This is a genomic window from Micromonospora sp. CPCC 206060, from assembly GCF_036906895.1.
Taxonomy (GTDB): domain Bacteria; phylum Actinomycetota; class Actinomycetes; order Mycobacteriales; family Micromonosporaceae; genus Micromonospora.
In genome coordinates this window covers 1-13,710 of record NZ_JBAKHU010000024.1, presented here as the reverse complement: position 1 = coordinate 13,710, position 13,710 = coordinate 1, and the positions used below count along the sequence as shown (strand labels likewise).

At 72.9% G+C, this 13,710-nt stretch carries 7 protein-coding genes; 5 read left to right on the top strand and 2 right to left on the bottom strand.

All coding sequences use genetic code 11. From position 1 onward, the window contains the following. Positions 1-2: 2 nt before the first annotated feature. Positions 3-3,758: a DUF6603 domain-containing protein gene (locus tag V6U90_RS16815; RefSeq protein ID WP_334436960.1), complete on the bottom strand. Its 3,756-nt coding sequence runs from the start codon at positions 3,756-3,758 to the stop codon at positions 3-5. Between the two features lie 85 nt (positions 3,759-3,843). Then, a complete protein-coding gene (locus V6U90_RS16810; protein ID WP_334436957.1) occupies positions 3,844-8,199 on the bottom strand; it encodes a peptidoglycan-binding domain-containing protein in 4,356 nt (1,451 codons plus the stop codon). Positions 8,200-8,394: 195 nt separating this feature from the next. Here V6U90_RS16810 and V6U90_RS16805 point away from each other — a divergent pair, with 195 nt between their 5' ends. The 5 genes from V6U90_RS16805 to V6U90_RS16785 all read left to right on the top strand — a co-directional run. After that, entirely contained in the window at positions 8,395-10,587 is a 2,193-nt protein-coding gene (locus V6U90_RS16805) for a histidine kinase (protein ID WP_334436954.1), read from the top strand. Continuing rightward, positions 10,584-11,231: a response regulator transcription factor gene (locus V6U90_RS16800; protein ID WP_334436952.1), complete on the top strand. Its 648-nt coding sequence runs from the start codon at positions 10,584-10,586 to the stop codon at positions 11,229-11,231. The genes V6U90_RS16805 and V6U90_RS16800 overlap by 4 nt, the downstream gene beginning before the upstream one ends. A gap of 379 nt (positions 11,232-11,610) precedes the next feature. Beyond that, positions 11,611-12,849, top strand: coding sequence for a helix-turn-helix domain-containing protein (locus V6U90_RS16795; protein ID WP_334436950.1), 1,239 nt, complete (start codon positions 11,611-11,613; stop codon positions 12,847-12,849). Positions 12,850-13,047: 198 nt separating this feature from the next. After that, positions 13,048-13,215, top strand: coding sequence for a hypothetical protein (locus V6U90_RS16790; protein ID WP_334436948.1), 168 nt, complete (start codon positions 13,048-13,050; stop codon positions 13,213-13,215). After that, positions 13,205-13,710: helix-turn-helix domain-containing protein (locus V6U90_RS16785; RefSeq protein ID WP_334436946.1), on the top strand; the 506-nt coding region annotated here is incomplete at its 3' end. The genes V6U90_RS16790 and V6U90_RS16785, both read left to right, overlap by 11 nt.

The window sequence follows — 13,710 nt, the reverse complement described above, 5'->3', positions numbered from 1 at the left end:
GGTCAGGACACCTTCTCGTGGTGGACGGGGGCGATGGTCGGCGTGCCGACGGTGACGCTGGCCCGCCGGATCAGCCGGGAGCGGTCACCGCCGGAGGCGAGTTCGGCGGCCCGGGTCGCGGTCGCCACCGGGGCGGCAGCCGTGCCGGTAACGGCCGACCGGCCGGCCACGGTGCCGGTGCCGACCGGTCGGCGGTTACCGGACCGGTTCCGCACGGGAAGCCAGGCGGGGCCACGGTCGACCAGGTCGAGACCGGCCCCGCCGAACCGGGCGGCGCCGGCCGTACGGGCACGGGCGGCCGGGCCGTTGGCCGCGAACCGGGCCAGCAGGTTTCCGGTGGGCGGGGCCGGGGCGGCCAGCAGGGCCCCGTCCGCCGTGGCCGGGTCGACCCACCGGGCGGTCGGCGCGGTCACCGTCGCCGGCATCTCCCGACCGGCCGCCGCCGGATCGTCGATGATCGCCCGGTCGTACGCGTCGTCGCCGTCCAGCCCGACGAAGACGGTGAGCGGGCCATCCGGCAGCGCCGTGCGGTCGGGTAGGGCCACGTGCCGGCCGGCGGCCTGCCGCTCGAAGCCCGGCATCATCCACTGCTGTTCCGGGCTGAGGTCCTGGAACTGACCGGGTGCGAAGTCGTCCATGATCGTCTGGCCCAGGGTGCCGCTGACAACGCCGTCGCCGGTGCCGGCCCGGACCTCGCTGATGGTGAACCGGTTGGGTCCGGTGATCCGGGAGGTGCCGAACCGGGTCAGCTCGACGTCGAGCGGGATGAGGTTCTGCCGTACCGCGAGGGTGGCGCCGGGGGCGAGCAGCAGCGCGTCCCCGGCGTCGGTGACGCTGCGCAGGGTGACCGCCTCCGGCCCGGGCAGGCCCGGTCCGGCTTCCCACGCCGACGCTGCGGACAGTGCCTCCCCCAGCAGCCCGGCCACGTTGACGTTGCTCGGGTCCCGCTCGACCGGCTTGTCACCGTGCCGCCAGTCGAAACTCGCCGACGTCTCCCACCACAGGAATTTGATCTTGGCGTGCCCCCGGCCGTGCCACAGCCCCGGGCCGCTGAGCGCGATGGCCAGGTCGATCACCAGCAGATCGGTGCCCTTGAAGGTGAGCGACACCCGGGCGGTGAGCGCCACGTCGAACCAGAACGGCTTGAACTGGAACAGGGCGTCGAGGGTGGCCCGCCCGTCGATGACGAAGCCGCCGCCGGCGAACTTCACCAGCACCTCGCCACCGAACTGAGCGCTGTTGCTGGTGACGGCCAGGTACGCCTTGAGGGTGATGCCCTGGGTGCTCTTGAGCAGTTGGATGGTGAACCGGCTGGGCACCGGCAGGTTCACCGGTGGAATGTAGCGGGGGTGGTAGCCGCCGATGGTGGCCACGAACGACTTCTGCCCACCCCAACTGGCGTGCACCAGCATCTGGCCGGAGGCCGGGCGCCCGAACAGCCGGGAGTCGACCAGACCCGCGTGCAGATCGACCTGTTTGCGGCTGAGGTCGACCACACCGGCCGCGTCGAGCCGGAGCCGCCCGGCGACCTTGAAGTCGATCACCAGCCGGCCGAGTACGGAGATCCGCACCGGGTCGGGGAACTCGACCACGACCGCCAGGTCCGCGACGATCTGCCCGGACAGCATCTCCAGCCGCACCATCGCCCCGATGACGGTGCCGGTGGGGTCAGCCGGGAAGATCCGGCTCAGTGCCGCGACGATCGCCGGTGCCCGGCCGACCACGTCGGTCGGGAAGAGCAGGCTGTCCAGGGTGCCCGCGCGGGCGGCGTTGCCGATCTCCTCGGGGTTGCTGCGCCGGTTGTGGCCGACCACCAGGCCGAGGCCGGTCATCGTGATGCCCCAGAACAGCGGCAGTCCGGGGTACCACTGGAAGGTGCCGACCATCAGCAGCGAGAAGGTGGAGTTGCCGTCGGTGTCGGTGAACCGGCTGCCGTCCGGCTGGCGGGTGTCCAGGATCGCGGTGGCCTGGAGCGCGATGCCACGGGCCGGGGCCAGGCCGTCCTTGGTGGACAGGCTGAGCGCCAGGACACCCGCGTACCGGCCCCGGGTCTCGTCGACGAAGAGGTAGCCGCCTCCGCTGACGATGCCGTTGCTGACCGACAGGCCCACCCCGTCCGGCGACTTGAACCGGGGTACCAGGTCCGCGCCGCCCAGGTTGCCGGCGGTCGGCTCTGCGGTGCCGGGCGGCGCGGGGGCCGGGAAGGACAGGTCGAGGCGTACCCCGGTGTTGGTGACCACCGCCCGCAGCGGACCGATGGCGAGGTTGAGGGTGGTGGCGGCGGTCAGGCTGACCGTACGGGTCGAGGTGTCGGCGGTCAGGGCCAGCCGCAGCCCTTCCAGGCTGCCGCCGGGCAACGGCAGGTGCAGCGGGTAGTCGGCACTGAGCGCGGCAGCACCCGCCAGGTGCACACCGGTCCGTGACGACCAGCCGAGGCCGAGGTCGAACCCGATCCGCAGGCCACCGGCGGGCAGCAGCCGGGCCAGCAGTCCATCGCCGTCGCCGGGTGCGATCACCAGCTCGGCCCGTCCGGCGTGCACGGTGAGGTCGATGTCGTCGCGCCCGGTGCCCAGGGCGCCCCGCCCCCGCAGCACCAGTTGTCCGATGGCCAGGTGGGTGCCGCTGGGCGCGCCGATCAGCCACCCTGCCTCGTCCGCCGGGGCGATCCGGGCGATCTCGGCGTCGAACCGTACCTCCGGTCCGCCGTCGGTCACCGTCACCCCGGCCGAGTTGACCGCGACCGCCGCACCGGCCCCGGTCAGGGCGGTGGTGACGTTCCAGTTGCCGAAGGAGCCGGCCAGCCGGGTCTCGCCGGTGGGCGCCACAATGGCGGTGAGGCGGCCGTCCCAGCTGGTGAGGGCGAGCGTCAGGCCGAGCCGGTACGGCAGGTCCGCCGCCACTGCCGGGGCGGATGCCGGGGCCGGGTCGCCGGTGAGGGCGGGAGCCGAACCGTCGGGGGTCGATCCGTCGGGCCGGCCGAACCGCACCCGCAGCAGGTTGTCGGCCAGCCGCAGCCCGGCCTCGCCGAGATCCGGGCCGATCCCGGGCCGCACGCCGTGCGCGGCGTCCACCCCGAACGCCTGCAACAGCGCGGCCAGCCGGGGCAGCAGCCGGGCGCTCATCGCGTCGACCTTCTCCGGGGTGTCCAGCCCGTCCGGGGCGTACAGGCCGCGCAGGTAGCCGCCGGGGTCGGCGACCACGTCGACGAGCCGGTCCAGGTGCAGGGCGGCCCGCCGTCGGGGTAGCCGGACCGGCGCGTCACCGGCCGGCATCGGCGGGCTGGGCGCGGCCTCCGCGGTGGGGGTGACCAGCCCGAGCAGGACCAGCAGGGGTACCGCCCAGGCCACCCGACGTTGCAGGTAGGTGAGGACGAGATGGTCGATCAGGTCGTCGGCCAGGGCTGCCGGCAGGCCGGGTACGTCGGGCAGGTTGCCGTCGTTCAGCGCGGGTGGCAGGGCGCCGACCCGGCCGATGGCCTTGCCCACCGCCGAACCGGTGTCCGAGATGGCGCCCAGGGAGTCCCACTTCGACTCGTCGAGGGCGCGGCCCAGCGCCTCCAGCGCCGGGCGGATCGTGTCGACCCACTCCTCGAAGGTGTGCGCGTCGACGCCGCTGATCGCCTCCAGGTCCCAGCCGAGCGCCCGCATCAGCCGGGCACGGCGCCACGGGTCGGCGCTGGCGAGGACCGGCTCGACCAGGGTCAGGACCTCACCCCAGGCCACGGCCAGCAGGTTGCGGGACGGTTGTGCGTCGCTCACGGCTGCGGTTCTCCTTCGCTCCGCTGCGGGCCGGGCCGGCCCGGGGCGGTGTGGTCCGGGGCGGTGTGGTCCGGGCGGCCGGGGTTCACGGGGTCACCCGGGGCAGGTCGCTGAGGTCCAGGCGCAGCGAGCCCCGGGCCGGCGACAGGGTCCGCTCGTCCGCCGGTAGAACCGGCACGGGCAGTTGGTACGCCGTCCCACCGGGCCAGGTCGGCCAGGCGGCCACCGCACCGAGTGCGGCGGACAGGCCGGGGTCGGTACCGGTCACCTGGTCGATCGCGGTGAGCAGCGCGGTCTCGTGGGCGTCGGTCCACCCGGTCGGCGGCCCGGTGAAATCCGGCCCGGCGGCGCGGGCGCGGGTCAGCACGTCGCGCAGTTCGGCAGCGGCCCGGGGCTGGAGCCGCTCCGCGTCGGGCTCGCCGGTGTTCGGCACCCCGAAACCGACCAGCTGGTGCGCCCGGTACGCCTGCCAACAGGCGAGCAGGGCCACCGCGCGTTCGGAGGTGAACAGGTCACCGATGCGGACCCGACGGGGATTGCCGTCCGCGCCGGGCACGTCCGGCACGCTGGGCGTGCCGGCGGGCGGGTCCCAGGGAGTGCGGAGCAGGTCGTGCAGCCCCTGCCGGGCGAACAACCAGATGCTGCGCCGCACCCCTGGGTGGCCGCGCAGGGCGAGCACGAACCGGTGCACCCAGTGCCAGCCGCGCAGCTCCCGCAGTTCGAGAAGGTTCACGACCGGCTCGCCGGCACCACCGGTGGAGTCGCTCATCGCTGCCCGGGCCCGGCTGAGGCGCAGCTCGGGGAAGAGCAGGCCGGCGCCGTCCCGGCCGAACCCGGGGACGGCAGTCAGCCCGGCCGACCCGCCCAGCGCCTCGTACGCGTCCCGGTCAGTGGCGCGCAGCGCCGCCAGCCAGGCCCAGAGCACACCGGGTTCGGCCCGCATGTCGACCGGGAGCGGCAGGTTAACCAGGGCGGTGGCCGGTCCGTGCGCGGGCCAGGCGAACGGACCGAGTCGCAGGATCGCCTCGTCAGCGCCGACCAGCACGTCGAACCAGGCACCGGCGGAGCCGGGCCGGCTGTTCTCGGCGACCGCCCGGAGCACCTTGAAGGTGGACAGTTGACGGCGGGCCCGTTCGGCGACCTCGGCGTCGGCGCTGCCGGTGGCGGTGACCAGACCGGCGAGCGACGGGCCGGTACTCTGCCCGGCCGCCGGCGGCAGCAGTGCCTCGGGAAGCAGTTCGGCGGTCGGTTCGACCAGCGGGCCGGCCCACTGGGGCAGGTCCGGGACGGCGGTCCAGCCGCCCAGCGGGATCAGGTCGGGGTGCCCGGCCGGGGCCGGGCCGGCCCCGGCCGGACGCCCGGTCACCACCCGGGAGTAGAGCCGCTGGTCGGCGGGGACCGCCTCGTCGGCGCGCCACACGTTCGGCGCGACCAGCCGTTGCGGGGCGGAACCGGCGACCTGCCACGCCTCCACCACCACCGGGCAGCGCCAGCGCCGGTCCCGCCAGTGCCGGATGGCCACCTGGGTGGCCAGGTCGGCCACCCCGCTGACCGGGCCCAGGTAGCGCTCGGCCTCCGGCACGTCGACGGGTACCAGCCGGTCGGAGTACCGGGTGGCGGTGGCGTCGGCCGGCTCGTGGGCGACCCGCTCCCGGCGGGCGTAGGTCTGGAACTCCCGGACGGCCCACCAGGTTGCCGCGTCGTAGCGGCCCGGGGTCTTCGCCGGACCGAAGCCGAGGGTGGCCAGGTCGGCCTGCAACCGGGCCACCCAGGTGTCGGTGACCACCGCGGCCGGTCGTTCCGCCCCGTCGTAGCGGGCCTTCCCACCTGCGGTGGCGTCGTGATCGTCGTAGCGCAGCAGGTAACCGCCGTAGGGCGGGGTCAGGGTCAACGAGCAGCCGAACGACAGGTCCACCCGGTACGCGGTCAGCGGGGCCGCCCGTTCCTCGCCGGGCAGGTGCCACCAGAGCCGCTGGGTGGCCGACTTGCCCTCCCCCGCCGGCCAGTCGAAGGTGATCTCGCCGAGGTTGTTGTAGCCGACGATCTCCTTACCGTTGCCCCATTTCCCGAGGTAGCCGTCGAGGTTGCGGGCGGCGGCCAGGTACTGCGCCAGGGCCTGCTCGCGGGGCAGTCCGGTCGGATCGAGCACCGGCTGCGCGGTGCCGCCCCGGTCGACCTGCGGGTCGGCCTCGTCGTGGTGGACGTAGCGCACCTGGACGTGCCACTCCGGGGATCGGGACAGCAGCTTCAGACCGTCGTAGTCGCTGACCGCCGGCCGGCCGGACACCCACCAGCCGGAGACCGCGTCGGCGGCGACGCTGACCTGCTTCCCGGCCTGGAACCGCTGTCCGGCCGGGGCGACCGCCTCGTTGGCCCAGCCGACCAGGTCCAGGCCGGGCATCAGGTCCAGCAGCGGCACGTACCCGAGGTCGTGCAGCCAGTGGGTCTCGTCGGACTCGTTGCGCAACGCGCTGGAGACGAACCCGGCGATCACCCCCTCGGTACGGTTGACCCCCTGGAACGGGTGGGCCGGATCCGGGCCGCAGGCGTACGGCAGCGTCGCCGAGTAGCGGATCCGTTCGGCGAAGCCGAAGTGGATGTCCCCGCCGAGCATCACGATCCGGCGGCGGCGTACCCCGTCCGGGGCGGGTGGGGCGGCGGAGAACAGCCGCCCGAGGAGCTTGTGGGTGGCCGCGTCACTGTGCGCCCAGGTGTCCTGGTAGTCGGCGTCGTACCGGGCGAAGGCGGCGAGTACCGGCTGGACCAGCTGCTCCACCGCCGGCATGCCGAACAGCGCGATCGGCTGCGCCACCACGGTGACCGCGTCGTCGCCGAGCACCCCGCCGCCGCGGACCATCTCGTCCAGCGGCGCGTCGGCCAGCAGCAGCCCGCCGGGGTGTCCGTCCCCGGCCGGGTACTGCCGCCAGGTGCGGGTGTCCAGGGCGAGAAGCTGGTAGCGGGGCCAGGTGACGGAGAAGTGGTAGGTCAACGCCCCGGCCGGGCGGACCGGGACACCGTACCGGTCGATCTCGGTGGGCAGGCCCAGCCGGGTGCGCATCCGTTCGTCGTCGGCGGTTGACGGCGCGGCCAGCCAGGCGGCGGTGCCGGCGAGCAGCTCCCGACCGGGCTCGCCGGCGGCGCCCTGCGCGGCGAAACGCTGCGGGTCGTTGCCCCAGACCTGGAAGATCGCGTACGCGGCCATCCCGTTGCGGACGATCCGCCGGCCCAGTTCCGAGCCGATCACCGCGCCGGTGACGAACTCCCGGGTCATGTTCCAGTCGTCGGTGACCTCGTGGTCGTCGGCGATGAGGTAACTGGGCACGTTGGCCAGTGCCCGGCGTACCGCGACCAGGCCGGCCTGGAACGCCTTGAGCTGGATCGCCTGCTGCTGCCAGCGCAGGTAGCGGTCCACGATCGGCTTCTGCTGCGCGGTGAGGACGTAGTGGCGGCCGGCGCGCATCCGGTCGTAGACGCTGCCGTCCGGGCCCCGCTCCTCCTTCATGATCCGGGTCTCGGCCGGGAAGACCTCCTCGAACCGGGGGAAGGTCACCGGCCAGAGCTGGTCCGACCAGGCCAGCAGGTACATGCAAACCCACTCGCGCAGCGACATCAGGTGGCTGTCCGCCTCGCCGGAGGTGAACTTCGCAGTCCGGGACAGGGTGACCGCCCGGGTGCCGGGCCGGAACTGCCGGTCCAGTGGTGGCGTCGTGGTCGAACCGTCGGGCAGCGGCTCCGGCGACATGCCGAGGTCGTCGGCGATACCGGCGCGGGCGGGAATCTCCGGCTCGCCCTCGCGGGCGGGTACCCGGTCGTGACCGAGCACCATGGACAGCAGCGGGTCGGCGACGTTGTCGGCGTAGATCTGGTCACCGGTGAGCACCAACTGGTGCGGGCGGCGGTCCGGGTCCCCGGCCACGGCTGCGATGACCGGGTCCAGGGTGACCAGCGCGTCCCGGCCGAGACCGTGTGGCCGGCGGCAGGACCCGTGGAAGAGACGCAGCCGGCCCGGGTCGGCCGGGGGCGTGGCGAAGGTCGGGTAGGCCGGCGCCCCGCCGACCGAGCGGGGGTCACCTGCGTAGGTCAGCAGGCCCTGGGCGGTGGCGCCGTCGACGGCCACCGCACCGTCGGAGAAGAGGCTCGGCCACGCGTCTGCCCCGCCGTCGAAGGCCAGGTCGTAGCCGTAGAGCCGGCCGGGCAGCAGACCGGCCCCGGTCGCGGTCACCGCGACCACGTGCAGGTTACGGCCGAGCGTCACGGTGGTCCGGCTGCCGGTCGCCACCTGCACACCCCGGTCGTACGTCGGTGCCGCGCCCGCCTCGAACACGGTCAGGGTGACCGTGCCGGTGGAGCGGACCGCGACGAAGACCGTCACGCTGCCCGGGTCGACCCGGCGCACCATCGGACCGCAGAGAACGTGCGGCGCCGTGGTTGCACTGTCCATGGTGATGGGTTCCTTCCCGCGTCGTGCGCCACTGCGGGCCGCACGCCGGGCAGTCTGGGCGGGACCGGAACCCGGGCACCAGGGACGGCGGTCCCGGGTGGACGGGACAGCGTCGCTGACCGGACGGCCGACACCGGTGACCCGTTGGGACGGCGGCCCTTCCGGTCGTTGGACCGGCGGGGGAAGAATCCCCGTGTGTCCTTCCCGTACCGCATCGGCACCAGCCGGTCGGCGCCGGTCCCGACGGCCCGCATCGCCGTGTCCCGGCCGAGGTCCGGCCCGGCGCGTCGGGTCGTCGCCTGGGCCGTACCCGTGGTCAGCGGCGTCCTGTCCGCCGCCGCCATGACCTGCTGGTTCCTGGTCCTGCCACCGATGACCACCGACCAGCTCTACTCGCTGGTCGACCTGATGGACGGGATCATCTACGGCGGCGTCGCCTGGGTCGTCCTGAGCCGGCGGGCACACCCGGCCGGCTGGATCGCCGCGGCGGTCGCCGTCGGTGGGTCGCTGGCCGCGTTCTCCCGCCAGTGGGAGCTGCTGGCCGCGCAGCACCCGCCGCTGTGGGCACCGACCGTGCTCACCGGGGCCCACCGCTGGGTCTGGGTACCCGGCCTCTACGCGTTGATGGTGCTGCTGCCGTGGCTGCTACCGGACCGGCCGCTGGGCTGGTTCAGCCGTACCGCGCTGGCCGTCGGCACCGCCTACCTGGTCGTCAACCAGTGGCTGGTGCTGACCTTCCCGGCGCCGTACGGACTCTTCCCGTTGGACGATCCCGCCCTGCGGGCACTGCACCGCGCACTGTTCCCGGTGGTCGGGCCGCTGCTGGTGCCGTTCGGGCTGGTCGCCGCCGCCGGAGCGGCCTGGCGGTGGCGCACCGGGCCGGTCCGGCAGCGGCACGGGATGGGCTGGCTGACCGTCGGTAGCGTCCTGCTCTGCGTGGCGTTCGTGATGATCTCGCCGCCGGACTGGGCCGCCTTCCTGCCGGATCGGGCCGCACCGCTGCTGATGCTGGCCTCGCAGGCGTTCTTCCCGGCCGCCGTACTGGCCGTGGTGCTGCGGCAGCAGCTCTGGGGCATCGACCTCGCGGTCCGACGCACCCTGGTCTGGCTGCTGATGACCGCCGGGGTGATCGCCACCTACATCGGCGCGGTGACTCTGCTCGACCGGATGCTGCCGGCCGGTTCGTTCGCCCCGAAGATCGTGGTGACGGCGCTGCTGGCCGCCGCCTTCCAACCGGTACGCGAGTGGGTGCAACGACGGATCGACCGGCTCATCCACGGTGACGGCACCGAGCCGTCGATGCGGCACCTGGCGCACCGGCTGCGCACCGCCGAAAAGGGGGAACGGATGATCGAGACAGTGGCCACCGCGATCGCCACCTCACTTCGGCTGGCCCGGGTGGGCATCATCGTCGACACCCCCGACCCGTCCGACCAGGCCCGACCACCGACGGTCTTCACCAGTACCGCCCACGTCGGGGGGCACGCTCCCGACACCGGCGACGACCGGCCCCACGGGGACGGGGCCCACCGCCACCGGGACTGGGACCGGGAGCCCGGCCCGACCAGCCCGGCCTTCACCACCATCGACCTGGTCAGCGGGCAGCGCCGGGTGGGTCAGCTGATCGCCTGGCCGCGTCCCGGGGAACGGCTCGACATCCGGGCGGTCTCGGCCCTGGCCGACCTGTCCCCCGTGGTCGCCGCAGTGGTCGACCTGGCCGCCACCAACGAGGCGCTCAGCCGCTCCCGGGCCCGCCTCGCCGAGGCCCGCGACGAGGAACGCCGCGCGTTGCGCCGGGACCTGCACGACGGTCTGGGACCGGCGCTCAGCGGTATCGGGCTGGGCCTGGCCGCCACCCGCAATCTGCTGCACCGCGACGCGGCGGCCGCCGGGGAGCTGCTCGACCGGCTCATCGTGGAGCTGACCCAGCGCGCCGACGAGGTACGTGACCTGGCCCGCGACCTGCTGCCGCCGGTCCTGTCCGACGGGGAACTGATCCCGGCCCTGCACACCCTGCGCGACCGGTACGCCGTTGCCGGACTGGACGTCCGGGTGCAGACGCCCGGCCAGCTCGACGCCCTGCCGGACAACGTGGCGACCGCCGTCTACGGCGTGGTCACCGAGGCGGTACGCAACGTCCACCGGCACGCCGGGGTGGACAGTTGCACGGTGGCGGTCAGTAACCAGCCGGACCGCATCCAGATCACCATCGCCGACCACGGCGGCGGACCACCCACCGCCGCTGGTGGCGGGGTGGGACTGCAGTCGATGCGGGAACGTGCGACCGGGGTCGGCGGCACGCTGACCATCGGTCCGGCCTCCACCGTCGGACCACCGCGCGGTACGACGGTCACCCTCACCATTCCGACCCGGAGACGACACGAATGACCGAATCCATCCGGGTCGTGGTGGTCGACGACCACCCGGTGTTCCGGCTCGGCATGACCGCGCTGCTGTCCACCCTGGACGGGGTGCGGTGCGTCGGCGAAGCCGCGGACGTGGACACCGCGCTGGCCGTCGTCGAGGCGGAACTGCCCGACGTGGTGCTGATGGACCTGCACTTCGCGGAGCGCTCCGGGATCGAGGCCACCGCGATCATCGCCCGGCGTACCCCGCAGGTCGGGGTGCTCGTCATCACCATGCTCGACGACGACGAGTCGCTGTTCGCCGCGCTGCGGGCCGGCGCCCGGGGGTACCTGCTCAAGGGGGCCAGTCCGGCGGAGGTGGAACGCAGCATCCGGTCCATCGCCAACGGCGAGATGATCCTCGGCTCCGCCGTCGCCGCGCAGGCCACCGCCCTGCTGTCCGGTGCGCGTACCGCTCCGACCCACCCGTTCCCCCAGTTGACCGACCGGGAACGGGAGGTCCTGACGCTGGTGGCCCGGGGGCTGGAGAACGCGGCGATCGCCCACCGGCTCGGGCTCAGCCCGAAGACGGTACGCAACAACCTGTCGAACATCCTGGTCAAGTTGCAGGTGAGCAGCCGCAGCCAGGCCATCGCGCGGGCCCGTGACGCCGGACTCGGTGGCTGACCGGGAGCCGGTGCTCTGAAGTGGGCAGCCGGCAGTTTCGCAGCGCCGGCACCGCGCCTGCCGGCGGCCGTCGCTGCCGCGACCGCACGTCGTACCGTGTCCAGTGCATCGGCGCTCAGTCGCGACGTGGCCGCGACGAAGGTGTCGGTCTCTTCCGGTACCAGCGTCACCGGTTCACTCCCGTCCTCCGGGGTCACGACATGCTGTCGATCGCACCCCATCCCCGCCTGCGGTGCTCGGCTCTCCGGCTTCCGGCCGCGTTACTGCTTGGGCGCGTCACTACACCTGCTGAGAGCAGGGCACGGGTGTACCGTCCGTAGTGGCAGCTCGCCGAGGTGGAGGTCGGCGGGTCGCGGCCCAGTCCTCAACGGGAGACGGCATGACGAAGTCCACCGTCGGTGATCGCCTTGCGGCGATCCGTCGTGAATCCAGGCTGACGCAGGAGCAACTCGCCGAGCGATCCGGGGTCAGCGTCGAGGTCATCCGCAAGCTGGAGCAGGGCAGCCGGGGTACTGCCCGTCTCGACACCTTGCACGCACTCGCTCGCGCCCTCCGCGTACAGACCACTGCACTGCTTGGTGATGCGTCGCAGGCCGCTGCTCGGGTGGAGCCGGACCACCAATCGCTGTCATTGGCCGAGATCCGCCGGGCGGTTGTCCCGGTACGGGGGCTCAATAACGTTCCGATGCTCGCTCCGCCTGACGAACCTCCCAGTCTCGATACGTTGCGTGCCAACCTGTACGCCGCTGACCGGGTCTACAACGCCGGGGACTACGCGGCCTCATTGAGGGATTTACCTCCGTTGCTGCTGAATGCGCGCGCTGCCGTCAGTCTCGCCAGCGATGAGAGACGGGCGGAGGCGTACGACCTGTTCGCCCGCACCCAGCGCCTGACCGGAGGGCTGCTGATCCAGTTGCGGGCCGATGACCTGGCGCAGACGGCGCTGTCCGGGGCTCTGGACGCCGCACAGCGGTCCGACGACAAGGTGGTGGCGGCGACGGTCGTCCAGACGATGTGCTGGCTGCTGATGCGCCAGGGCCGGATTTCCGAAGCGGCCGAGTTGGCAGTGACCACCGCTGACGAGGTCGAGCCACGGTTTTCCCGGGCAACGGCCTCTGAACTCGCCGCATGGGGCTGGCTGCTACTGGGCGCCGCCGCCTCGTACGCCAGGGACAACCGGCCAGACGCGGTAGGCGACCTGGTTGACGCTGCGGCCTCCGCTGCGGTCCGGATCGGTGAACGCGTGCCTGATTCCGATCGCCTGATGCTGGTTGGAGGGTTCGACACCGCCAAGGTGCAGATGCAGCGGGTGGAGGCGGCGGCTGTGGCCGGCGACGCCGGCCGCGTGCTAAAGCTGTCGGAGCTGGTGCCGCCTGCCCCCACTACAAGCAGGTCGGCATGGCGACGGCACCGTCTGGACGTGGCATGGGCGTATGCGGACCTCCGGCGGTACGGGAAGGCGACGGTGGTGCTGACGCAGTTGCGGGACATGGCGCCTACCTGGCTGCGGCAGCAGCGGTACGCGCGGGACATCGTGGACCGGATCGCGGCAGGGCGCCGCCGAGCGATGACGGACGAGCTGGCAAAGCTGGCTGATCTGATGGGCTGTTCGCGCTGACTGGTACATGCGGTCCGACTGGCTCCGGTCGGATGCGTCTGTCGCACTGCCCGCACCTGGAATCACACCCCCGGTAACACCAATCTGTATCGGTACGGTGACCTGCTGTTTCCTTTTGTGGCAGGCCACTGGTGTCGGGCGCGGTGACTCTCGATCTTCCACAGGTACGGTGTCGCGCCCCTGTCTACGGAGGTGGGGATGCAGGGTCATGGCGACGAACCGGCAGTGCGCCAGGGTGAGCAGGTCGAGCAGGCGGAGCGGGAGGCGGCGAAGCGGCGGCTGCTCGATCAGGCCGAGGCGGATCGGGTACCGGTGGAGGAGACGACCCGAGCGGTGCCGGAGCGGCGGTGGCGTCGTGGACGCTGATCTGTTGCCGATTGGTCGGCGGGTGGCGTACTGGCGTGGTCGGCGGAGGTTGTCGCAGCAGGTGCTCGCCGACCGGTTGGGGAAGTCGAAGAGCTGGGTGGACAAGGTCGAGCGGGGTGTGCGGTCGTTGGATCGGGTGTCCACGATCGAGGAAATCGCGGCGGTGCTGCGGATCGACGCGGCGGTGTTGCTGGGTCGGGACACCCCACCTGCCGAGGTGACCGGCCGGATCGAGGGTGTGGACATGGTCGGGGCGGCGTTGTCGGCGTACGACATCGCCCTGGGTCGGCCTCTCCGCATGCAAGCGCTGCCCGTCGACCAGTTGAGCAACAGCGTTCAGCATGCCTGGATCACTTTCCAGCATGCCCGTTACCCGCAGTTGGTCACGTTCCTGCCCGGTCTGCTGGCCGCCGCGCAGCGTGCCCATGCCGACGATCCGGTGTCGGGTCGCCCGCTGCTGGTGGAGGTGTACCGGGTGACGGCGTCGGTGCTGGT